The organism is Thermodesulfobacterium sp. TA1, from assembly GCF_008630935.1.
Taxonomy (GTDB): domain Bacteria; phylum Desulfobacterota; class Thermodesulfobacteria; order Thermodesulfobacteriales; family Thermodesulfobacteriaceae; genus Thermodesulfobacterium.
The window spans coordinates 707,613-731,533 of sequence record NZ_CP043908.1 but is presented as its reverse complement, the minus strand read 5'-3'; the positions used below and the strand labels follow the sequence as shown (position 1 = coordinate 731,533).

The window sequence follows — 23,921 nt, the reverse complement described above, 5'->3', positions numbered from 1 at the left end:
ACAGGGAAAAGAGAAGTAATATAATAATAATTAAAAATCTTACTAACTCCCCCAGTCTATCTCTTGACTTTTATAAAATTTTAAATATAGAATATAAACATATTCTAATTTATAACTAGCTTAATTTAGGAGGGGAATGTAAATGGGTATGTTCAGCAATCTTAATAAAAATTTAAGGCTAAGGTGGAAACTTACTATTCCTTTAGTATTGGTGCTTTTTATAGGTATAACTGCAACCGTTTTTGTTACTTCCTACAGTCTTTACTATATAAACCTTTATCATGCTAAAACTAAAAGTTTACCGCATTATGCTAAAGCTGTAAAAGAATCTCTGGTAAAAGATATGGTAAATCCTAATTATAAAGACCTAAGAAATTATTATCTTTCTTCTTTAGGTAATGTTAAAGTTTTAAGAGGACCTAAGGTGGAAAGCCAGTTTGGAGCAGACAAAAATGTATCGTTAGAATTATCTTCTGTAGAAAAAGAGGCTGTTTTAGGCGGTAAAGAAGTATTTCGCAAAGAAAACCATACTCTACAAGGGATCTATCCAATTAAAGCTGAAAATAGATGCTTAGGGTGTCATAAAGTAAACGAAGGAGAGGTTTTAGGGGCTTTAGTAATAAGCCTACCTTACAACGAAATTTTTTCTCTTATCACCAAAACTCAAATAGTTTATGGAGTGTTTGGTTTTTTAGGTATTATAGGTGGTTTTTTAGCTGTTTATTTTGCCTATATAATATCCCACAAACCATTAGACCAATTAGCCTTGATATTACAAAAAATGGCTGAAGGGGATTTGACGGTAAAGGTACCTTATTCAGACTTTAAGGACATTACAGGAAGGGTGGCAAGAAGCATTCAAAAGTTGCTTAACTCTTTTATAGAACTAAACGAAAAGTCTCTTTCTTACTCTCATCGTTTAGCTGAAGCCACAGATAAAAACTTCCAATACGTAGACAAAACCTTTGAAAGTTCAAAAGAACTAACGTCCCAAGCCTCTCAAATTGCAGCAGCTATAGAGGAAATGACCGCAACCATCGGAGATATTGCTAAAAATGCTAACTCGGTTTCAGATTTAGCCTCTAAAAACATAGAGATTGCCTTTGAAGGCCAAAACATCTCGGAAGAAGCAGGAAGAGTTGTTTTAAAGGCTAACCAAGAAACCCTTGCTTTAAAACAAGTCATAAACAGTCTAAATCAAAGAGCAGGAGAAATTGGTTACATAGTTCAACTTATAAAAGACATAGCAGACCAAACAAACCTTCTTGCTCTTAATGCAACGATCGAAGCTGCTCGAGCTGGAGAACACGGTAAAGGTTTTGCTGTGGTAGCAGACGAGATAAGAAAGTTAGCAGACAGAACCTTAAAAGCCACCCAAGAAATCGCCGAAAAAATAAGCAACATCCAACAGGAAACACACCAGGCCTTTACCAACATGGAAAGCACCGCTAAAGAAGTAGAAACAGCCTTATCCTCTTTAGAAAAAGTAAAACAGGTTTTAACCCAAATCGTAACCTCTTCTCAACAGGTAAAAGACGCTATCTCTCAAATCGCCGCAGCCACAGAACAACAGTCTGTTGCCAGCGAAGAAATTAGCCAAAATGTAGAAAAAGTAGCTAAAATTGCCTCTGAAGTAGATCATTTTGTAGAACAATTAGGTCAATCGATCTATCAACTCATCTTAATTTCTTCTGATTTAAGACATACCGCTACCTCGGTGGTTACGCAAAAACTTAAAGAGGCTCTCTTTGATATCTTTATAGGTGACCATGAAAGGATGTTTTTAAGGGTTAAAGCTCACTTAAAGGGATGGGATAAATTGAACCCTGAACTTATAGCTAACTATCAGGATTGTGGCATAGGTAAGTGGTATTATGGAGAAGAGGGTGCAAAATTTAGAAACCTACCGGTGTTTAAAGAATTCGAAGAGATACATAAAAAATGCCATCTTTTGAGTAAAGAAACTGTTTTAGCCTACGAATCTGGTCAATTCGAAAAAGTAAAAACCTTAGAAAAAGAGTTAGAACAAAATTCACAGAAAATAAGGGAATTTCTTAATAAAATGGAAGAAATTTATCTTTCTGAACTTAAAAAAGGTTAAATAGCTATTCTTTAAGAATGAGGCTTGGGGTTTAGTTTATCTCGAGCCTCAAAGTTTATCCTAAAAGAGTTAATCTTTAAAAGGTATAGCTAAGTTTCTTATATGAGATTCTTTTTCTCGCCAGTCTTTTAAGGCTTTAACCCATAGATCCAAATATATCTTTTTTCCTAAAAGGAACTCTAATTCCTCTCTGGCAAGAGTTCCTATTTTTTTTAACATCTGTCCTTTTTTTCCTATGATAATTCCTTTTTGAGAATCTCTTTCTATAAAAATGGTAGCTTGAATATAAAGAAAGTTTCTTTCTTTATCCTCTCTTATTTCTTCTACTTTCACCGCAGTGCTATAAGGTATTTCTTGATAGGTATGTTGAAAGATTTTTTCTCTAATAATTTCAGCTATCAAGAGACTAAGTGGTAAATCTGTAACCCTGTCTGGTTCGTAGTAAAAAGGACCTTCTGGTAGCAATTCAACCAGTTCATTAATTATCCTGTCAACTCCGTCGTTTTTTAGAGCAGAAACCGGAATTATAGCTTTAAAATCATGAAGCTTAGAAAAGTAGTCTATCATCGGTAAAAGCTCACTTTTTTTGATAAGGTCTATCTTATTTAAAACTAAAATAGTGGGTTTATTTGCTTTTTTTATTAAGTCTAAAAGTTTCTCCTCTTCAGGCAGTCTGTGGGTCACATCAACCACCCATAAAATGATGTCTACCTCTTCTAAAGCATTTAAAGCTTCTTCTACCATCATTTTGTTAAAAAGAGATTTAGCATCATGAATCCCTGGCGTGTCTATGAACACTATTTGATAGTGGTCTTTAGTAAGGACCCCTCTAATGTTAAACCTGGTAGTTTGAGGTTTAGGACTTACGATAGAAATCTTGGTACCTATCATTTGGTTTAACAACGTAGATTTACCTACATTAGGAAAACCTATGAGAGCTACAAAACCTGATTTGATTTTGGGTATAGCTTTTATCTCCTTAATTTCTTTGGTTTTATCACTCATTTAAAAACTCCTCTTATGTTTAGTTTTGGTTTTTACCTCTTCTGAACAAACTTCATTCCATAAACAATCTTTACAAGCTTTTTCTTTCCAAACTTCCCATATTTCATAAAGTTTGTTTTTTACTGTTTGTTTTTCTATTAAAACACCTAACTGCACCTTTAGAAGATTTAAAGCTAATAAGTCCTTTTGGTCTATTTTATCACTAAGCGCGCATTTTTCTCCCTCAAGGTAAGGGCAGGATTTACAAACCATATCAGGTCCTTCTACGATAAGCGCCGGCGTTTTCTCCCAAGCTTTAACTACCCTATTTAGGTTCTTTACAAAAGATGCATCGTAGCCTAAACCTTTATAAAACTGTAAACAGATTAAATGATGTCCTCTAAGATGCAAGCTGTTATTCATGTTCTTTCTTTTCTTCAGATTTTAGTTGTTTTAACGCCTTTTTAGCTGCCAAATTTTCTGCTTCTTTTTTGGAAGGACCTTTGGCTCTTCCAAGGATTTGGTCTTTCAGTTTTACCACTACTTCGAATTTAGGATTATGAGGGGGTCCACTTATAGAGACTACCTCATATTCTGGTCTTTCGTGGTATTTACTTTGTAAAAACTCTTGGAGTTCTGTCTTATAATCATATCCTACAATTTTTGGAAACTTTGCAAGATAAGGTTTAAACCATGTCTTAACACACTCACAAGCCACTTCAAGGCCACCTTCTAAAAAAATAGCCCCAATAAGTGCCTCTAAAGCCCGAGCAGCAATGTTTTCCTTACTTTTTGGATCAAGCTTTTCCTCTCTTTTTCCTAAATATAAATAATCTAAAAGGTTTAGTTTCTTAGCAACCTTTATCAAAGTGTTTTTGCAAACAAGGTATGCCCTTTTCTTAGTAAGAACCCCTTCTTGGTCTTCTTGATATTTTTGAAAAATCAGCTGAGAAATACAAAGGTTTAACACAGCATCTCCTAAAAATTCAAGCCTTTCGTTGTCCTCTAAAGCAAGTTCTTTATGACTTATTTTATAAGACCTGTGGGTTAGGGCTGTCCTTAAAAGTTCTTTGTTTTGAAACCTAAATTCTATGAGTTTTTCTAATTCTTCCAAATCTTTTTCCATAGATTAATACTATCAGCGAGCAACCAAAAAAGCGCCCTTAAATCTTTGTTTTTTTAGGTTTTGATAAAGCGAAAGGGCCTGATTTAAATCATCGCTTAAAAAAATTTGAACCCTATAAAATATACAATCTCCTTTAATAAAAGGTTCTATTTCAACCTTAGAAAATTCTTTTTCTAACTGTCTTTTATATTGCAAAGCATTTTCTTTGTGTCTAAAAGACCCTACTTGAAGATAAAATTCACCCTTATAAAAATTGGGGATATGAGTATAAACCATCTGACTATCTTTAATTTCTCCCTCACCTAGAGCTACTATTTTTACCTTAGCCGTTCCTTTTCCTATAATATCTAACTCTTTGGCTGCTACATAACTGAGGTCAAGACACCTATCACCAACAAAGGGACCTCTATCATTAACCCTTACTACTACTTGCTTCCCGTTTTCTAAATTAGTAACCAAAAGATAGGTTCCCATAGGAAGAAGTTTGTGAGCTGCTGTATATTCATACATGTTATAAACCTCACCACTTGCAGCAAAAGCACCATGAAATCCTGGGCCATACCAAGAGGCAATGCAAATTTCTTCATATCCCTTAGCAGAAGGCAAAGGATAATAAGTTTTCCCGTTAATGGTATAAGGTTTTAGCCATCCAGGAATATTTAAAGAAGGGCCTGAGAAAGTGTATTCTTGAGAAAAATCTAATGGCTTAGGAGGTTTGGCACAACCTATTAAAAAGAAACAAAAACCTAAAAACCAAAACCATCTTTTTCTCATAATCTATTCTCTTAAGCTAAAGCCTGAGCCACCTTTTTAGCAAAATAGGTAATAATAAGGTCTGCCCCTGCCCTCTTTATAGCTATAAGACTTTCAAACATGGTTTTCTCTTCATCAAGCCATCCTAACTTAGAAGCAGCTTTTATCATAGCGTACTCTCCACTAACCTGATAGGCGGCCAATGGATGATTAAACTCTTCTCTTATTGCCCTTATTACATCTAAATAAGGCATAGCAGGTTTAACCATCAAAATATCAGCCCCTTCTTGTACGTCTAAATAAGCCTCTCTCAAGGCTTCTCTAAGGTTAGCAGGGTCCATCTGATATGACCTACGGTCTCCAAACTTGGGAGCAGAATCAGCAGCTTCTCTAAAGGGACCATAAAAAGCAGAACAATACTTAACCGCATAACTCATGATGGCTACCTCTGAAAATCCTGCTTCATCAAGGGCCTCCCTTATCCTTCCTACCCTTCCATCCATCATGTCTGAAGGAGCAACTACATCAGCCCCTGCTTTAGCATGAGAAACGGCTATCTTAGCAAGCTGTTCTAAGGTGGCATCATTTTCTACTGTATGATTTTTAATAATTCCGCAATGTCCATGGGAAGTGTACTCACACAAACACACATCTGTAATCACTACAAGCTCAGGAAATTTTTCTTTTAATGCCCGTAAAGCCTTTTGAATAATCCCATCCTTAGCATAGGCTGAACTACCTATCTCGTCCTTCTTTTCAGGAATACCAAAAAGAAGGACCGCTTTGATCCCAAGGTCTACTACCTCTTTTACCTCTTCGATAAGTTTATCTATCGAAAACCGATAAACCTCAGGCATAGATTTTACTTCTTGTTTTATGCCTTTACCTTCACATACAAAAAGCGGATAAATTAAATCGTTTACCGTAAGAACTGTTTCTCGGACCAAAGACCTAATGTTTTCATTTTTTCTAAGCCTTCTTGGTCTATATTCCGGAAAAAACATGTATTCCCCCTATTCAAAATTTAAAGCCTTCTCCAATAAATTATAAAAAGTCTTTAAGTCTTCTTTATAGTTTTCTGTAAGATGAATAAGTATTACCGGTTTTTTTCTTTCTACCAAGGCTTTAAAATCTGCACAAGCTTGGGCAAACTGTTGATCCCAGAAAGTATAACCCTCTTCAGGAATTACCTGGTTAGCCTTTCTACCCTTTCTGGTAAACAACATAAACCTTGAAAGAATAGGTCCTCCTTTATGCATCTGTCCGGTAGAATGAAGATATCTCGGACCGAAACCAAAAACAGTGCTACAATTTTTCTTTTCACGAACAAGGGTCCTAAAATCCCTAAAAAGGTCTTCAACTTCAGAGGTTGGAGGAAGATAAGCTAAAAACCCTACATAATTCCAAGGGGAAAAGTCCTTAAAGAACTTCTTAAGCAGTGCTGAAAACTTAGGAAACTCTATAGAGATGGTGTCTTCATAATAAAAACTAATTCCTGTAGACTCGTCTAAATAAAGCTCTATACCAAAATCTTTTTCTTGCTTAAATTTTTGTAAAAAGGTTTTAGTTTTCTCCTTAGTAAGGACGACATCCGGTTCATCAAACGGGTTTAAAGTAAGAAAATAACCACAAAGAGCTATAGCTACCATCCATCTAAAAGCCTCTGCAAAAATTTCATATCGTTCATCAAGCACATAGGTTTTTACCCTAAATCCCTCTTCTGTAAGGTCTGAAACCAACCTTTGATAAATCTTTTCTCTTCCCTTAAGCGCAAGATAAATAAAAGTTCTATCATTTCCGTAAACCGTAGGAGATCCCGGGGATTCACCTACGATAGGGACTAAACCAGTATAGTTCTTTCCTAAACTTTCAGCGATAAGCTGCTCCAACCATAAGACAAAAGGCTTAAGTAAGGGATCGGTGATAAAAGAAATTTTGTCTTGACCCTGAATATAGGCTTCTACCAAAAACTCAGATAAAGTAGCAGCTAAATTATATCCCCAGGGAATGTCAGCATTACAAGCTTCATACATCTTCTGGGCATAACTTAAAGCTTTGTTTAAATCAAGTCCCATCAAAGCAGCCGGTAAAAACCCAATTTCTGAAAGGGCTGCATATCGCCCACCTATAAAAGGAGGATGAAAAAAGACCTTTCTGAAGCCAAGTTCTTTAGCCTGCGATTCCAGAGGCGACCCCTCATCGGTTAAAGCCACAAATTGAGCTCCGGGATTAGAGACCAGACCTTCTAATTTTTGCCAAAAATACTTTAAATGAGAAAGGGTTTCTAACGTTGTCCCTGATTTAGATACGATAAAAAACAAGGTCTTATCTAAAGGTAAACTTTCTATTTGGGAGATTACCTCTGGGTCGTTGGTGTCAAGCACCCAAAACTGAGGATATCCTGGTTGAGAGCCAAACATCTGAGCTAATACCCACGGAAAAAGAGAAGACCCTCCCATCCCACACCAAACTACATGAGAAAACTCAGTCTTTACCTCTTCAGCAAAAGCCTGGTAATCTTTTATTTTGGAAAGAATAGAAATTACTCCATCTACCCAGTCTAAACGTCTTTTTATTTTTTCTTGAACCTTAGGGTCAGAACTAAAAAGTGAAGGGTCCTTTTGAAACAATCTTTGCAAAATTTCTTGTTTTTGCTCGTTAGAAAAATTCCTTGGACGTTTGATATGTCCAAAATCTCGATAAGTTTTGGCAATCTTCGGAGGTTGAGACATGTAAAGCTCCTTTCTGTTTGATTTATTCAAGTATTTTAAGGAAAAAGAAGGATTTGTCAAGGCAACAAAGGTGCTTTCTAAAAATATTGCACAGCCCCATCTCCTTTAGACACAAACCCGAAAACTTTTCAGCCATATCTCTTCAAAATATGACCAGGGTTTTCCCACTATTCATTTCGAACAAACTGAAAAAATTTGTTCTATATTTCCCAAAATATAATGAGAAGTTTCAAGCTTATCACTCCCTTTCTTTACCTCGAACAAACTTAAGATATTTTCTAAATTGCACTAAATAAAGATTAAAGAAATTTTTAAGAATATCTCTTATTAAAGGCTTGCATTTTCAAAATTATATGCTATTTTTATATTTGAAAGTTGGGGCTGTAGCTCAGCACGGTTAGAGCGCCTGCCTGTCACGCAGGAGGCCGCGGGTTCAAGTCCCGTCAGCCCCGCTTTTCTAAAAAGTCTACTTCCTAAATCGTGATAAATATTCTTTAAAATTATTTTCTCTATTGTTTTTGCGGCTTTTCTTGTGTGCTTGCCTTAAACGAGTGTATCTTAAAGTTATCGAGAGTTTTTATATCCGAAAAACTTTTAAATTCAACCCCATTCATAATAAGATGGCTTGTAAAGGTATGCCTTAGGTCGTGAAATCTAAAATCCTTTATTCCTGCTTTTTTGCAAGCTGTGTTAAAGCTCCTTTTTACGTAGGTTTATCTTTTTCCTTGTTGTTGGTGTATATGCTATAAACCGTTACCGCACCTTCTAGGTTAAGAGTTCCGAAAGTAGTGTCCTTTAGTTCCTGTGCCTGAGAAACACCTGTTCCCAAAAGACTAAAAAGCCCCAGTAAAATTAATCTTTTCATGGTTAACACCTCCTTATCCTAATCCTAAGTTGTAAGAACTTTCTCCATGCTGGGACTTATCCAGTCCCGTTATCTCCTCTTCGTGATTAACCCTTAAGCCTATCATGATTTTTATTACTATAAGTATTAAAAAAGTCATTATCCCATCGTAGATTATGGTTAAACCTACCGCTAAAAGCTGGATGAGCACTTGATTTGGATTTCCATAAAGAATTCCCCTGCCTGCCTCGTTTATAGATGGGTCTGCGAATACGCCAGTTAGTATTGCGCCAAGTATCCCCGCAATTCCGTGGATACCAAAAACATCAAGGGCATCATCGTATCTTAATTTGTGTTTTACTATTGCAACCATGAAGTAGGGAATAATACCAGCAAAAAGTCCTATGATAAGAGCACCGACTACATTGACAAAGCCCGCAGCTGGTGTTATGGCTACAAGTCCTGCTACAGCACCAGATGCAAGACCAAGAACGGTAGGTTTTTTAGCGTGAAGCCATTCGGTAAACATCCAGGATAGAGCTGCAGTTGCTGCTGCAGTGTTTGTATTTAAGAAGGCTACTGTTGAAAGCTCGTTTGAGGCAAGCGCGGAACCTGCGTTAAAACCGAACCATCCAAACCACAACAAACCAGTGCCTATGACAACCATGGGAAGGTTGCTCGGAATGAGAGTAGCGTCTTTACGCCTGCCCAAAAGAAAAGCACCTACCAAACCCGCAATACCAGCGTTTATATGCACCACCGTTCCACCTGCAAAATCAAGGGCACCAAGCTTTGCTAAAAATCCATCTCCCCATACCCAGTGAGCTACTGGCACATAAACGAAACTTATCCAAAGAATGCTAAAAATTACCCATGCGGAAAACTTCATCCTCTCTATGTACGATCCACTGATCAGAGCAACGGTTATTGCAGCAAAAGTTAGCTGAAAGACTACAAAAATGAACTCAGGTATAGTTCCTTTCAAACTTTTTAAACTTATACCATTTAACAAAATCTTTGATGGACTCCCTATAATACCCGAGATGTCAGTGTTAAAAGCTAAGCTGTAGCCGTAAAGAATCCAAAGCACAGTTGCTATACAGTAAGACACAAAGGACATGGCAATAGTGTTTAGAGTATCCTTTCTTTTTGCTATCCCGCCGTAAAAGATAGCAAGACCCGGAAGCGTCATAAGTATAACTAAGGCTGTTGCCACGGTCATCCAAGCAGTGTCCCCAGTGTCAAGCTGTATAGCTTGCTCTTGAGCAAATGATAAATCAAATAATAGCAATGGTATAATCATAATACTTCCTACCCTACGCATGTTAACTCCTCCTTTGCTTAAGTCTTATAGACTTTACGGTTTTTTCCGTCTACCAACCTTTGCTTTGGCTTTAATAAAAGTTCTTATTTTACTTGAGTCTTTTTGTAGCCCCTATTCCGGCAAATATTTAACCTTAGCTCAAAATCCTTTAAAAAAGTGTCTTATATTGCTTGCTCGCCCCTTTCCCCTGTCCTTATCCTTATCACCTCTTCTATAGGAATGACGAAAATCTTCCCATCTCCCACACTACCAGTTTGCGCAGCCTTGACTATTTTCTCTATAACCTTTTCCACATCTTCATCCCTTACCACCACCTCTATCTTCACCTTGGGCAAAAGGTCTACTACATACTCCGTTCCCCTATAGATCTCAATATGTCCCTTTTGTTGACCAAAACCCCTAACTTCTGTGACCGTCATCCCTCCTATACCTATCTCAACAAGGGTATCCCTTACTTCTTCTAGTTTGAAGGACTTGATTATGGCTTCTATCTTCTTCATATCACCACCTCCTTATGAGGTTTTATACAAAAATTGTGCCAAGTTAACACCCTATGACCACCTGGACCACCCGCATACTTTATGGATATTAGTGTATGCTCTCTGGAGGATCCAAAATCAAAAATTACACCCCACGACTATGATGTATTCAGATTTGTATGTCTTCACAAAGTTTAGATGATCCAAATCTTCCATAATATGCTGGGTCAGTCCATAAAAGTCTGATGTGTTAATATCTCTTGCAGCCTAACTTTAGAATATCTTTCTCAGTGGCACAAACAATCTTTTCAACTTCTATAAAGTAAAAGTTTAAATAGGCTGCTTGTACAATCATCCCGCAAGGCTATATTGTCTCTTTTATCCAATAAAAAGACAATATGAAGAGGAACCTTCAAATCTTGTTTTTTCTAATGTTCCAGTTTTTACAGCTATAGCACTTATAAAAATTTCTTCTAACTTTTCCTACGGTTTGGTTATGGCAGACAGGACATTTGTTAAAAGTTTTTAGCACTCTTTTTGACCGTCAAAACGCTTCTGCTTTTTTCTCCAATCCCGCTATTTCTACAAGCCAGCCAATTTAATCTTACTTATATTACCTCCTGCTATATGTTATAGCATAAGTGGAACATCTTGAGCGATTACCAAATTTTTTTTATTTTATAAGGTTAAGAAATACCGTATTTTCTGATACGGTAGTTTAATTGTCTTCTAGTCATACCTAAAAGTTTAGCTGCTTGTGTTTGGTTAAATTTACAAGCCTTAAGGGCTGATATGATTCTCTGCTTTTCTTCTTCCTCTATCTCTTGTTTAAGACTTATGTTTTGGGAGGTCTGTTCCTTAGTGATCGAAATAGATTGAGATGTTTGACATGATTTAAAACCTTCAGGTAGATGTTCAGGGGTTATAAACTCTTCATCTGAAAGTATAACCAAGCTTTCAAGAACGTTTTCAAGTTCTCTTACATTTCCTGGCCAAGGGTATTCTAAAAAGATTTTTAAGGTTTCTTTAGCTATTTTTACGTTTTTTTTATATTTTTGGCTTAACTGGTCCAAAAAATGTTCGGTTAAGACTAAAATATCCTCTTTTCTTTCCCTTAAAGGTGGGATATATATGTTTACTACGTTAAGTCTAAAATAAAGGTCTTCTCTAAATCTTCCCTGGTTGATAAGTTCTTGTAAATTTTTATGGGTAGCAGAAATTATGCGTATGTCCACCTTTATAGGTTTGGTTCCTCCCAACCTTTCAAAAGTATATTCTTGCAGAACCCTTAATAATTTAGCCTGAAGGGATAAAGGTAGGTCTCCTATCTCATCTAAAAATAACGTACCCCCGTTAGCCAATTCAAACTTACCAGGCTTTGAGGTAAGAGCTCCAGTAAAAGAACCTTTTTCATACCCAAAGAGTTCAGCCTCTAATAAACTCTCAGGTATGGCAGCACAATTTATAGCTATAAAAGGTTTATCTGCTCTATCGCTATTAAAATGAATGGCCTTGGCTATAAGCTCTTTTCCTGTACCGCTTTCTCCTTGAATTAAAACAGGAGCCTTGGTTGAAGCAATTTTTTCACATATCTTTATTATCTGTCTCATAGGTTCTGAAGAATATATAAGATTATGAAACTGATATTTTTTCTTTACTTCTCTTTCAAAAAATTCCCTTTTTTTCTTTTCTTCATAAAGCAGGTTGTAAACCTTTATCATCTGTGCAAAAAGGGTGGCTAAGATTTCTAAAACTCTTAAGTCTTCACTAAAATCAATACCCTGATCAAAGATCCTATCAACCGATAAAACCCCCAAAATTTCATCTCCTAACTTGATGGGAACACATAGAAATGAAATGTTGTCCTTTTCAATCCGAGCTCCTGTTTTGTTTAAAAAAAGAGGTTCTTTCCCGATGTTTGGAATAACCATGGGTTCCCCTGTCTCAAAAACCCTACCTACCACCCCTTCTCCAATTTTATAACGTCCTCTTTTAATCTGTTCTTCTGTAAGACCATAAGCCACCGTGATTTTTAAGTCTTTGGTATTAGGGTCAAAAAGAGTGACCGTCCCCCTTGTTAAATGTAGGTTTTCTGCAAGGATCTTAAGGGCATTTCTAAGGTTCTCAAAAATGTTTAAAGATGAGCTTAAAACTTTACTAACTTTAAATAAGGTTAAAATCTCTTGATAAGCCCTTTCCTTTAGATTTCCTTCGTTCATGTTAGTTTGTAACCTTATCGGTCAATTTGTTTAAAAAATGTTTTTATAAATATAACTATGTTTACAACTTTAGCAAGTTTATAGCAATAGGACTTAAAAAAAATATTTTTTGTCCCAAACTATATAAAAAGTTTTTTTCTAAAACTCCCGAGAGAAAGCAATAACAATGAAATGGCTAACTTATGTCTTAGATTAACAGAGTCTGAGTTAATTAATCTCAAATTACCAAAATTTACTAAAAATTACAAAATATTACTTTAATGAACTTTTTGGTCAAAAAATTTTTTTCAAAAATTACATGTTTATCAAAAATTTTTTAGGTATGTATTTTGCTTATTCCTCTAAATAAAAAGCTTGAAAGGAGGAGTAAAGATGCTTAGAAAACCGAGGGACAAGAAGGATGTAATGGAACTTATCAAAGCTCATGATGTAAGGTTTGTAAAACTTTGGTTTACCGATGTATTAGGCCAACTTAAAAGTTTCACCATTCATGTAGATGAATTAGAGGTTGCCTTTGAAGAAGGAATGGGTTTTGATGGGTCTTCTATTCAAGGTTTTGCAAGGATTGATGAGTCAGATATGATAGCTATCCCAGACCCTACCTCTTTTATTATTCTTCCATGGAGGCCTAAGGAAAAAACAGTTGCCAGGATGTTTTGTGATATCTACGAGCCTGACGGCAACCCTTATAAAGGAGACCCAAGATATGTATTAAAAAAAGCCTTAGAAAAAATGAAAGAAATGGGATTTACTGACTTTTTCGTAGGCCCTGAATTAGAATTTTTTTACTTTAAATCACCAAATAATCCTGAAATTTTAGACCAAGGTGGATATTTTGACTATTCTTTAGACGCTGCCGAAGACCTAAGAAGAGACACTATTTTAGCCTTAGAAAGTATGGGTATCAGAGTAGAATATTCTCATCATGAAGTAGCCCCTTCTCAACATGAAATAGACTTAAGGTATACCAGTGCGTTAGACATGGCTGATATCGTGATGACCTATAAGGTAACCGTAAAGGAAATAGCTCAAAAATACGGAGTTTATGCCACTTTTATGCCTAAACCTATCTTTGGAGTAAACGGAAGTGGTATGCATACCCATCAATCCCTTTTTATCAAAGATAAAAACGCCTTTTTTGACCCCAACGACCCTTATCATCTTTCTGAGATAGCTAAACAATATACCGCAGGCATTCTGACTCATATTAGAGAAATTACGCTTGTCCTTAACCAATGGGTTAACTCTTATAAAAGGCTTGTCCCTGGATATGAGGCCCCGGTTTATATCTGTTGGGCAAGAAGAAACCGTTCTGCCTTGGTTAGAGTGCCTATGTATAAACCAGGAAAAGAAAAGGCTACCAGGATTGAGGTTAGGTCTCCTGACCCAGGATGTAATCCTTATTTAGCCTTTGCAGCCATGCTTTGGACAGGGTTAAAAGGTATTCAAAACCGATACACTTTACCAGAACCGGTAGAAATGGATGTATACCATCTAAGCCCTGAAGAAAGAAAAAAACTGGGTATAAAGGAACTTCCCGGAAGCTTGTATGAAGCTATAGAAGAAGCAGAAAAAGGCACGGTCTTAAAAGAGGTTTTAGGTGACCACGTCTATACTCAACTCATAGAAAACAAAAAATTAGAATGGGATGACTACAGAATAAGAGTTTTTGAATACGAGATAGAAAAGTACTTACCTATACTTTAAAAATGAAAAATTTTAAAAAGCCCCTTCTTCAGGGGCTTTTTAAAATTAAATCTATCGAGATTAACCCTAAGGAGTTTATAGATTTTACATCTCTAAAAACTTTATTACCTGTATTAGAAAAGCTATATAACTCTAAAATACCTATACTCTTAGGGGGAGAAAGCGGAGTAGGGAAATCTTTTATAGCTAAAAAAGCTCATTTTTTGTTTAACAAAGAACATACATTTTTTTATTTAGATTGTCTTGCCTCCTCTTTTTGTAAAGAGGAAATTTTCAAAGAAATATATCTACTTCAAAACCAAAAAGGGACCCTTTTTGTAAATCATATAGATAGACTGTCTGAAGAATTCTTAGAAACTTTTATCAAAATCGTTTTATCTCAATCTCAGCTAAAGTTCATAGCCTCTTCATCTGCTAAAAATTTAACTTTAAACGTGTTTAGGACCTATTTCTATAGTCTACAAATTTTACCCCTAAGAGAAAGAAAAGAAGATATACCAGAATTTTTAGCGTATTTCTTAAAAATATTTAACCAAAAATATCAAAAAAGGGTCTTCTTTCAACCTTTAACCATAGAAATATTAAAAGACTACCCATGGCCCGCCAACATAAGGGAACTTCAAAACTTGGTAGAAAGGCTGGTTATTTTTAAAAATAAAAAAATCTATCCTAAGGACATTTTTGAATTTTTAAGTTTTAGTTTGAACAAAAAATAACATAAATGTAAAAAAATGTAAAAGAATGTAATTTAAGGTTAAAAAGTCTTAAGAAAGGCCCCAATAAAGTTAGGCATAATTTTTGATTTAAACATTTCTGAACTGAAACTTTTATAAAGTTTTTAAAAAGGGTGGAACATGAAACCAACTAATTTTGCAAATTTTTATCCTGATTTTTATGTAGAACGTTTAGAGAATAAGTGTGTAAAATGTAAGGTTTGTGTCAAAGAGTGTACTTATGGAGTACATGTTTGGGATGAAAAAAAGAAATTGTTAAAAGAGGACCATACTAAATGTGTAGGATGTCATAGGTGTGAGGCTATGTGCCCCACCAATGCCTTAATAATAAAAAAAAATCCTTCGGAGTTTAGAGAACATCATCTGTGGACTCCCAATTTTATTAAAAATATATATAAACAAGCAGACAAAGGTGGAATTTTACTTTCTTCAACCGGATGTGATTTGCCTTTAAAGGTTTATTTTGACCATCTTGTGCTGGATGCATGTCAGGTTACCAATCCACCTATCGATCCATTAAGAGAGCCTATGGAGTTGAGGACTTATATTGGCTCAAAACCTGAAAAACTGGAGATAGAAAGAACAGAAAAAGGCTTTAGACTTAAAAAATCTTTGCCTCCTTTGATAAAATTAGAAATGCCTATAATATTTTCAGGAATGTCCTATGGTTCTATAAACCTTCATGTTCACCAAGGACTTGTACGCGCAGCTAAAGACTTAGGAATTTTATACAACACAGGGGAAGGAGGATTGCATCCTTCTTTATATGAATATAAAGACCATATAGTGGTCCAGTGTGCTTCTGGAAGGTTTGGGGTTAACGTAGATTATCTAAATTCTGGGGTAGCTATAGAAATAAAAATAGGACAAGGGGCTAAACCTGGTATTGGAGGGCATTTACCAGGAGAAAAGGTTACTGAAGAAATTTCTAAAACCAGGATGATACCCTTAGGCACCGATGCCATCTCCCCTGCCCCTCATCACGACATCTATTCGATAGAAGACTTAAGAGGTCTTATCTTTGCTTTAAAAGAAGCCACCGAGTATAAAAAACCTGTTTTCGTAAAAGTAGCTGCGGTGCATAACATCGCTGCTATTGCCTCTGGAATAATAAGGGCTGGGGCTGATGCAGTAGTTATAGATGGGATAAGAGGGGGCACGGGGGCTGCTCCGACGATGTTTAGACAATACGTAGGCATACCGATAGAACTTGCTATTTCTGCTGTAGATAAAAGACTAAGAGAAGAAGGTATTAGGCATAAAACTACCATCATCGCCTCTGGTGGTATACGCTGCAGTGCTGATGTAGTGAAAGCCATTGCTTTAGGGGCAGATGTAGTAGCTATCGGCACCCCACTTCTTATCGCTGTAGGGTGTACCCTTTGCCAAAGATGTTATACTGGAAAATGTCCTTGGGGTATAGCTACCAACCATCCAGAATTAATAAAACGTCTTTCACCAGACATAGTCTATGAAAAAGTCTACAACCTAATGATAGGTTGGCAGAGTGAGATAAAAGAAATGCTTGGGGCAATGGGGTTCAACTCGATAGAAAGCTTACGGAGTAATAGAGAAAAACTAAGGGCTATAGGCTTAACTCGAGAAGAGATGGAAGTCCTTGAAGTAAAACAGGCAGGCGAATAAATATCAAAGGGGTTTAACGATGTGGGACTTTATCCTTAAAGATTATAAAGAAATTTCTGGTTGTGGGGTTTCTGGAATAATCAACCTCAAGGGAGGGTTGATACCAGGAGACCTAATAATAAAATCTATCGTTTGTCAAGAAGAAAGAGGGAACGGTTTGGGTGCCGGGTTTGCTGGTTATGGAATTTATCCTGACTTTAAAGACTTTTATGCCTTACATGTGATGGCTGATGACAAAAATTGTTTGGAAAAATTTGAAGCCTTCCTTTTTCAAAAAATTAAAGCAATCTACCACGAACCTATCCCTACTAGAAAAGTAAAAACCATCAAAAATCCTCCTATTTTTAAAAGATACTTTGTAAAACCTGAAATAGAAGAAACCCTTTCTTTAGAAGAGCAAGAAAACAAAATAATAGAAATGGTTATGTATATCAACGCCAACCTAAAAGGGATTTACATCCTTTCTTCTGGAAAAAACATGGGAGTTTTTAAGGGAGTGGGGTTCCCAAGTGAAATAGCAGAATTCTTTAGAATAGACGAATATCAAGCATATATCTGGACAGCGCACAATCGTTTTCCTACAAATACCCCTGGTTGGTGGGGAGGAGCACATCCCTTTAGTCTTCTTGACTGGTCTATCGTACATAATGGTGAAATTTCAAGCTACGGGACCAATAAGAGATATTTAGAACTTTTTGGTTATAAATGTACCCTTCTTACTGATACAGAGGTGGTTACCTATCTTTTAGACCTCCTTATAAGAAGGCACAAATTGCCTATTAAATTAGCTTGTACTGCTTTGGCTCCACCTTTTTGGATGGAAATAGAATGTTTAAATGAAGAAGAAAAAAATTTGATAGAGGCCTTGAGAGTAGTGTACGGAGGAGCCCTTTTAAACGGTCCTTTTGCCATTATCTTTGCCTATAACGGTGGAATAGTAGGGTTAACCGACAGATCTAAGCTTAGACCTTTAGTAGTAGCTAAATCAGGGGATTTGTATTATTTAGCCAGTGAAGAAGCCGCTATAAGAACCATTTGTCCTAACCCTGAGATTGTTTGGCATCCTAAGGCAGGAGAACCAGTAATCTTAGAAATAACAGAAGGTACTATTCCTCACCAAAAAAGTTATAAATAAAAGTTGCTAGGAGGAAGCCCTTAATGAGCGTAGTTTTTAACGTTGGGAAATTAAGTTATACCAAAGTAAATCAAATTGTCCGCGAAAAAATCTTAGAAGGTAAAAAAGCGTTTGAAATACACGGGGTAAACGGTCATAGATACTTACTTGCAGGAATAAAAGAAAAGATTACGGTAAAAATTTGGGGGACCGTAGGACTTGATTTAGGATGTTTTATGAGCGGTCCTGAAATATATGTCTATGGAAACGTTCAGGATGGCTGCGGAAATACGATGGAAGAAGGGAAAATAACGGTATACGGAATGGCAGGTGATGTAGTGGGTTACAGCATGCGAGGCGGGAAGATTTTTATTAAAGGAGATGTAGGATACCGTGTGGGCATTCATATGAAATCCTATCAAGATAAACATCCGGTAATCGTAATAGGTGGAAAAGCTGGAGACTTTTTAGGAGAATACATGGCTGGAGGAACGATCGTGGTTTTAGGAATATATTCTCAACATCCAGAAAGACCTATAGTAGGAAAGTTTTTAGGAACAGGTATGCACGGAGGGGCTATCTACTTAAGAGGTAAAATAGACCCTTTTTTTCTTGGAAAAAACCTAAAGGTCTCTTCTCTAAACGAAGAAGACCAGGCATATCTTAAAAAAATTTTAAAAGAATATTGTGCTGATATAGGCGAAGACTTAGGAGTTTTGCTAAACGAAAAATTTTTCAAAATAACTCCTATGTCCCATAGACCATACGGTAATCTTTATGCATACTAAATGAAAAAACCCTGAGAGGCAATAACCTCCCAGGGCTTAAATTTAATCGTTAGACGAGATTTTTATCCGTGGGAAGCAGGAAAGAAGGTATAACTAACCCAAACCAAGACAATCAAAAGAATTATTCCTAATCCTACAGACCATTTTACCAGTTTACTTTCTATAGGCAACCAGGGGTCATATTTCATTTTTTGAAGTTCTTCTATAAGTTTTGCTTCTTTTTCTTCAGCCATATTTACCTCCTTTGGTAGATTTTTATATAAAACTTACTGCCCTATTATAGGTGGTTTTACTCCATGGAAGAAGATGTAAGAAATCAAAAGTCCAATCCAGATGATAAAACCAAACAGACATACTAAGTACACCACAGCCAAACGGCCGATACCTTCTTCCCAAAGTTTCCTAAAATCAGAAATGATACCGATGGTAAAAAAGGTAAAGAGGAACATAAAAGTTCTTAAGTTATTTAATCCATTGGTAGCAGTTTTGGTTTGATCAACTACGTTCTTAGAATCCTTTATACTGGCCTTTAACTCTTCTATTTCAGCTTTTTTAGCAGCTATCTGTTGAGCCAACTGGTCTTTAATAGCTGGATCAACTGCTGTAGCTGCTTGTTTTTCAAGCTTTTCTATCTGTTTTTGAACCCCTTTAATCTGATGTTCTACCGTTCCCACCTTAGGAGCATGAGGGGCAGAAATAATCAAAAAGATTACGAAACCAAGGGCATAAGCCAAAACAAACTTGGGAAACCTATGCCAGATTTCTTTAGCGGTAACTCTTTGACCTTCTTGACATTCTATATGAGCACACCAGATATAAGCTAAAATAAAAGCCCAAATACTGATAAAGATGTCTATAAACAACTTGGTAGTAGCTGCAGCCATCATAATCCAACCAGGTTCATATTTGATACCTGCTACGGCTTCAGCCTTACCTCTTATCAAAGCATCTACTATAGCACCAGAGGCAAAAGCAGCCCCGTCGGTTTTAACCGCAAGTCCCATCCAAGCACCAGCAACCATTGGTTGCTGCCATAAAAACTCACGGGCTAAGAAAGGAAGGATAAGTAATTCAACCACCGCAAAAATAACCACCAAAGAAGAAACCATAACCGGAACAACCGGCCTTGCCTTAATTGCACCACCGGTGGCGATGGATGCAGAAACACCGCAGATAGAAATACCTGAGGCTAAAGGTGCAGCCCACTCCTTACTAAACTTAAAATATTTTCTTGCCAACCAATAAACAAGAGCCCAATAAATAAGATAAGCCTCAACTATAGCACAAAGTCCTCTGAAAAGAACCGCTGAAGCAAGACCAAAGGCTTGAGCTGATTTTAAACCAAGAACCGCACCCATCAAACCAATACCTGTCTTAACGTAAAACTCTGGTAAAACAGCCTCTTTGATAAAATTAGCAAACCCTCTAAAAAAGTTACCTATAATCAAACCAAGGATTAGAGCAAAGATAAGTCCACCTTCTCCAGTAAGTTTTAAAGACCAAGGGATGTTATGTTTAGTAGGATCGGTAGCCGCAAAATATGCATAATGTCCTATCAACCAACAAATATAACTTAACCAAAAAATAAAAAAGAAACCAACGATAAACCTCCCTACGTTAAGCCCTAAAAAGGCAGCCCCAATAGCAAAAAACACAGTTAAAAAAAGCCAGGTTAAAATTAAAGATACCCCACCAGAAATACCTACCTTCTTACTAAGAGGGGCAATGGCTTTATCAAGAGAAATCCATTCTGAAGTCTTTACCGTCCAACCAAATGGGTCTATCCCTACATAGGCTAAAAAAGAAATTATTATCAAGGCCATCGCTAAATAAAAGGCTAACCAATCTTCATTAACCAAACCTTTTTTCTTCTCCTCTACCATACGACCTCCTCCTTTCTTTTAAATTTTAAACCTTAAAAATCCTAAACTTTACTTTTAACCACCTCAACCTTTTTTCATTATCTCACCCCCTTGTTCCAGATTTTAGTTTTACCTAGGCAAAAATAACAAAAAACATGCCTATTTTTATTTTTTTATTCTTTTTAAAAAACTTGAAAAAACCTAAGGTTTTAAGAATGGATTTTTTAAGAAATTTTTACTGTTACCTAAAGGTAACGGTTTTTAGACCTTATGTTTCTTTTAAGTAACGTTATCCTTATACAAACTACTACGGTTCATTCCTCTTCTGTGTGGACTGGAAGAAGTCCAAACTTTTTAAGTTTTTGCCATAAAGTTTTACGGCTAATCCCTAACTTTTGGGCAGCCTCGGTTTTGTTCCAGTTGGTTTCTATTAAGGCTTGAAGTATAATTTCTTTTTCTAATGCTTCTTTGGCAAGTTTATAATCTGAGGTCTCTGTTTTAAAACTATGGATTATTTCTTCAGGTAAGTGCTTAAGGGTTATCTTGCCGTCTACAGCTAATAAGACAGCCCTTTCTATAACATGTTTTAGTTCTCTTACGTTGCCTGGATAATCATAATTCATTAAAGCTTGAAAGGCTTCTTCGGTAATCTGAGGTATGGGCTTTTTAAACTTTTCAGAGAATTTCTTTAAAAAGTGGTTTACCAAAATAGGAATATCCTCTTTTCTTTCTCTAAGAGGAGGTATTTCAATAGACATAACGTTTATTCTATAATAAAGGTCTTCCCTAAATTTCCCTTCTTTTACCAGTTGTCTTAAATTTTTACTGGTAGCATAAAGAAACCTTACATCTATCTTTATAGGTTTTTCGCTTCCTAAACGATATAGGGTTTGATCTTCTAAAACCCTTAACAGTTTAGCTTGCAAGTTCTGAGGAAGTTCTGCGATTTCATCAAAAAAAAGCGTTCCGCCGTTAGCTAATTCTAATCTACCTTTTTTAGAATTATAGGCACCGGTAAACGCCCCTTTTTCGTAACCAAAAAGCTCTGCCTCAAACAAATTCTCAGGAATGGCTGCACAGTTTATTTTAAGGTAGGGTTTATCTGCCCTTAAGCTTAAAGCTTGGATGCAATCAGCTATTAATTCTTTACCTGTTCCGCTTTCTCCTAAAATCAACACAGAAACATCTGTTTTGGCTACAAGTTCTATTTTGTTTAAAATGTCTTTGATAGCCTTACTTTCTCCCACTATCTGTTTAAAGGCTTCTTTTTCTTTTAATTTTTCCCTTAACTCATCTACCTCTTTTCTTAAAGTTTTAAACTCAAAAAATTTTTCTATTGCTATCATCAATTCTTCGTTGGTAAAAGGTTTAGCCAAATAATCAAATGCCCCTTCTTTTATAGCCTGCACCGCACTTTTAATTTCAGCAAAAGCGGTAATCATTATTACCCCTACTTGTTGGTCTTGTGTTTTTATTTTTCTTAACAACGTAAGGCCATCTATATCTGGAAGCTTGAGATCAACAATACAAAGGTCAAACCTTTGTGCTTCTAACTTTTTTAGAACCTCTGTGCCTGTTTCACAGGTTTCTACTTCAAAACCTTGGTCTTTTAAATAGTGAGAAAGTCCAAATAAAATAATTGGCTCGTCGTCAACTATTAAAATTCTACCCTTCATATACCTTTTCCTTTTCTAAAGGTAGTTCTACCACAAAAGTAGTTCCTTTTTCTGAGGTATAAAACCAAATTTTACCTCCGTGTTGCTCAACTATAGACTTAGAAATGAAAAGTCCAAGGCCTGTCCCTTTACCTAAAGGTTTAGTAGTAAAAAATGGCTCAAAAATCTTTTTGGCTATATGGTCTGGTATTCCTGTTCCTGTATCTGAAACCTCAAAGATCATTTTATTTTCTTTCATGTAAGCCCTTACGGTTAAAATCTTGGTCCCAGAATGTTCCATAGCGTCTATCGCATTTAACAAAAGATTAAGTAAAACCTGTTCGATTTTATTTGCATCTAAATAAACCGGCTTTAAATTTTCTTCCAACTCTAAGATTAATTTTATACTTTTTTCTTTTAGATAATAGCTAATGAGTTTCAAAACATTTTCTATTAAGTTTTTAACCTCGCAAGCCTTAAGTTCTAACTCAGTTTTTTTGGAAAAATCAAGTAGGACTTTAAGGATATTTTGAATACGAGACAATCCCTGATTGATAAGTTCTATATGTTGATTTCTCGTTTGTTCATCCATAGAAGTTTTAAAAAGATTGTTTACGCATAAAATAATACCTCCTAAAGGGTTGTTTATTTCATGGGCTATTCCTGCGGCAAGCTGTCCGATAGCAGCCAATTTTTCGGTAATGGCCATTTGTTCTTCTATTTTCTTCTTTTCGGTTACATCTTCAACATAATGAACCACCTTTACCACTTTACCTTTTTCATCAAAAACTGGATAAAGATGAGTATAATAATACCCTCCTTCAGGCGAGCTAAGATGTTCTGAAACCGGCTGTTTGGTCTCCATTACTTTTTTTAATAAAGCTACAAGGCAAGGTCTGATCTCGTCTGATTGCAGAGGATTACATTCCATGTTGAAAACCGGTCCCTTTTTCTGATTTATCCATTCCTGATAGGCTTTATTGCTAACCTCTATAGTACAGTTTAGGTTAACTAATGCTAATGGGTCGGTTATATGATTAAAGATGGTTTGCAAGGTTTGAGCATACGTTTTTATAGCTTCTTGAGCTTCAAAAAGATGATTAGCCAATTGATTAAAAGACTGAAGAAGCTCCCCTATTTCGTCTTTTCTTTCTACTTCTATCTTCTGATTTAAAGGAGCCTTTCCAGAGATAATGTCTCTAAAATGGATGGTAAGCCTTTTAATAGGTTTGCCTACAATAGCCCAAAAAACCCCTTCTATCGTGACTAACAATAAGATGATGGTTAACATACCAGAAATAAACGTAGTTAGGGCGATATGTTTTATTTCCCATAACCAAGTTTTTAGCGGTATATAGACAGCCTCTAATCCCATCAAATCTCCTGGTTTCCAATTAAAATCCTCTTTTCTCGGATAGATTTTAAGAAGGTTTTTTGGTGCATCTTTTACCCTACCATGACATATAAGACATTCTTTTTCCGTTATAATAGGTTTTACAACCACTAAATATTTTTCTTTATTTATTTCTATTATATTTTCCCAACGTTTAAGATTTTTATCTTGATTAAAAATGGCTAAAAGTTTTCTTTCGAGCTCATTGGGGAGGTGGTTAGGGTTTATTGGTTTTAACGAAACCCTTTTATATTCATAGTCATTAAATTTGGCTTTAAACCTTTGCATTACTTTAGTCCTTATATGGGTGGTAGACATAGCCTCCAAGATAAAATCTTCTTTTAAATTCACTTCTTTAAAAAACTTAAAAAGAGAAGGTCTTAGTTCTTCTTTTACATAATCTCCCAAAGCGTCTATTTGAGTAATCAATATCTCAGATTCTCTTCTTGCTTCTTCCAGCAT

The 23,921-nt window shown here is 36.0% G+C and carries 20 protein-coding genes, 1 tRNA gene and 1 pseudogene; 7 read left to right on the top strand and 15 right to left on the bottom strand.

The window, feature by feature from the left end; translation table 11 throughout:
- Positions 1-142: 142 nt before the first annotated feature.
- Positions 143-2,101, top strand: coding sequence for a methyl-accepting chemotaxis protein (locus F1847_RS03840; RefSeq protein WP_150071779.1), 1,959 nt, complete (start codon positions 143-145; stop codon positions 2,099-2,101).
- Positions 2,102-2,170: 69 nt separating this feature from the next.
- Here F1847_RS03840 and era read toward each other — a convergent pair whose 3' ends face one another.
- The 6 genes from era to F1847_RS03810 are packed head-to-tail and all read right to left on the bottom strand — an operon-like array spanning position 2,171 to position 7,696.
- The gene (era, locus tag F1847_RS03835; RefSeq protein WP_150071778.1) at positions 2,171-3,106 is read right to left on the bottom strand and encodes a GTPase Era; all 936 of its coding nucleotides are present in this window, start codon (positions 3,104-3,106) and stop codon (positions 2,171-2,173) included.
- Entirely contained in the window at positions 3,107-3,508 is a 402-nt protein-coding gene (locus tag F1847_RS03830) for a DUF1284 domain-containing protein (RefSeq protein WP_150071777.1), read from the bottom strand.
- Complete coding sequence (gene rnc / locus F1847_RS03825) at positions 3,501-4,211, bottom strand: ribonuclease III (RefSeq protein ID WP_150071776.1); 711 nt, start codon at positions 4,209-4,211, stop codon at positions 3,501-3,503. Before rnc ends, F1847_RS03830 begins: the two co-directional genes overlap by 8 nt.
- Before the next feature lie 12 nt (positions 4,212-4,223).
- Positions 4,224-4,985: a septal ring lytic transglycosylase RlpA family protein gene (locus tag F1847_RS03820; RefSeq protein WP_150071775.1), complete on the bottom strand. Its 762-nt coding sequence runs from the start codon at positions 4,983-4,985 to the stop codon at positions 4,224-4,226.
- A gap of 11 nt (positions 4,986-4,996) precedes the next feature.
- The gene (gene hemB, locus F1847_RS03815; RefSeq protein WP_150071774.1) at positions 4,997-5,968 is read right to left on the bottom strand and encodes a porphobilinogen synthase; all 972 of its coding nucleotides are present in this window, start codon (positions 5,966-5,968) and stop codon (positions 4,997-4,999) included.
- 9 nt (positions 5,969-5,977) lie between these two features.
- A complete protein-coding gene (locus tag F1847_RS03810; RefSeq protein ID WP_150071773.1) occupies positions 5,978-7,696 on the bottom strand; it encodes a phosphoheptose isomerase in 1,719 nt (572 codons plus the stop codon).
- A 377-nt stretch (positions 7,697-8,073) separates the two neighbouring features.
- Between F1847_RS03810 and F1847_RS03805 the strand changes: the two genes are divergently transcribed.
- Positions 8,074-8,148, top strand: a tRNA-Asp gene (locus F1847_RS03805).
- A 150-nt stretch (positions 8,149-8,298) separates the two neighbouring features.
- On the opposite strand, the pseudogene F1847_RS09530 reads toward F1847_RS03805, so the two are convergent.
- From F1847_RS09530 to F1847_RS03785, 5 genes and pseudogenes are all read right to left on the bottom strand, one after another.
- A pseudogene (locus F1847_RS09530) lies at positions 8,299-8,400 on the bottom strand (tyrosine-type recombinase/integrase); the annotation flags it as partial.
- The gene (locus F1847_RS09210; protein WP_168194257.1) at positions 8,400-8,561 is read right to left on the bottom strand and encodes a hypothetical protein; all 162 of its coding nucleotides are present in this window, start codon (positions 8,559-8,561) and stop codon (positions 8,400-8,402) included. The pseudogene F1847_RS09530 and the gene F1847_RS09210, both read right to left, overlap by 1 nt.
- Positions 8,562-8,574: 13 nt before the next feature.
- The gene (locus tag F1847_RS03795) at positions 8,575-9,864 is read right to left on the bottom strand and encodes an ammonium transporter (protein ID WP_150071772.1); all 1,290 of its coding nucleotides are present in this window, start codon (positions 9,862-9,864) and stop codon (positions 8,575-8,577) included.
- A 161-nt stretch (positions 9,865-10,025) separates the two neighbouring features.
- A complete protein-coding gene (locus tag F1847_RS03790; RefSeq protein WP_150071771.1) occupies positions 10,026-10,364 on the bottom strand; it encodes a P-II family nitrogen regulator in 339 nt (112 codons plus the stop codon).
- A 665-nt stretch (positions 10,365-11,029) separates the two neighbouring features.
- Positions 11,030-12,562, bottom strand: a complete 1,533-nt coding sequence (locus F1847_RS03785) for a sigma-54-dependent Fis family transcriptional regulator (RefSeq protein ID WP_150071770.1) — start codon at positions 12,560-12,562, stop codon at positions 11,030-11,032.
- Positions 12,563-12,967: 405 nt separating this feature from the next.
- On the opposite strand from F1847_RS03785, the gene F1847_RS03780 reads away from it, so the two are divergent.
- From F1847_RS03780 to F1847_RS03760, 5 genes are all read left to right on the top strand, one after another.
- Positions 12,968-14,269, top strand: coding sequence for a glutamine synthetase family protein (locus F1847_RS03780; protein WP_370516787.1), 1,302 nt, complete (start codon positions 12,968-12,970; stop codon positions 14,267-14,269).
- A gap of 2 nt (positions 14,270-14,271) precedes the next feature.
- Complete coding sequence (locus F1847_RS03775) at positions 14,272-14,985, top strand: sigma 54-interacting transcriptional regulator (RefSeq protein ID WP_150071768.1); 714 nt, start codon at positions 14,272-14,274, stop codon at positions 14,983-14,985.
- 138 nt (positions 14,986-15,123) lie between these two features.
- Positions 15,124-16,647 carry a glutamate synthase-related protein gene (locus tag F1847_RS03770; RefSeq protein WP_150071767.1) on the top strand — a complete coding sequence of 508 codons (1,524 nt, stop codon included), beginning with the start codon at positions 15,124-15,126 and terminating at the stop codon, positions 16,645-16,647.
- A gap of 19 nt (positions 16,648-16,666) precedes the next feature.
- Positions 16,667-17,782, top strand: coding sequence for a glutamine amidotransferase family protein (locus F1847_RS03765; protein ID WP_150071766.1), 1,116 nt, complete (start codon positions 16,667-16,669; stop codon positions 17,780-17,782).
- A gap of 23 nt (positions 17,783-17,805) precedes the next feature.
- Positions 17,806-18,549 (top strand): hypothetical protein, encoded by a 744-nt coding sequence (locus F1847_RS03760; RefSeq protein ID WP_150071765.1) that lies wholly within the window; start codon positions 17,806-17,808, stop codon positions 18,547-18,549.
- 62 nt (positions 18,550-18,611) lie between these two features.
- Here F1847_RS03760 and F1847_RS03755 read toward each other — a convergent pair whose 3' ends face one another.
- The 4 genes from F1847_RS03755 to F1847_RS03740 all read right to left on the bottom strand — a co-directional run bounded on the left by F1847_RS03755 (position 18,612) and on the right by F1847_RS03740 (position 23,921).
- A complete protein-coding gene (locus F1847_RS03755) occupies positions 18,612-18,782 on the bottom strand; it encodes a hypothetical protein (RefSeq protein ID WP_150071764.1) in 171 nt (56 codons plus the stop codon).
- A 33-nt stretch (positions 18,783-18,815) separates the two neighbouring features.
- Positions 18,816-20,432, bottom strand: coding sequence for a putative sulfate exporter family transporter (locus F1847_RS03750; RefSeq protein WP_150071763.1), 1,617 nt, complete (start codon positions 20,430-20,432; stop codon positions 18,816-18,818).
- Positions 20,433-20,725: 293 nt separating this feature from the next.
- Positions 20,726-22,087: a sigma-54 dependent transcriptional regulator gene (locus tag F1847_RS03745; protein WP_150071762.1), complete on the bottom strand. Its 1,362-nt coding sequence runs from the start codon at positions 22,085-22,087 to the stop codon at positions 20,726-20,728.
- Positions 22,077-23,921: a DUF3365 domain-containing protein gene (locus F1847_RS03740; protein WP_240702855.1), complete on the bottom strand. Its 1,845-nt coding sequence runs from the start codon at positions 23,919-23,921 to the stop codon at positions 22,077-22,079. Before F1847_RS03740 ends, F1847_RS03745 begins: the two co-directional genes overlap by 11 nt.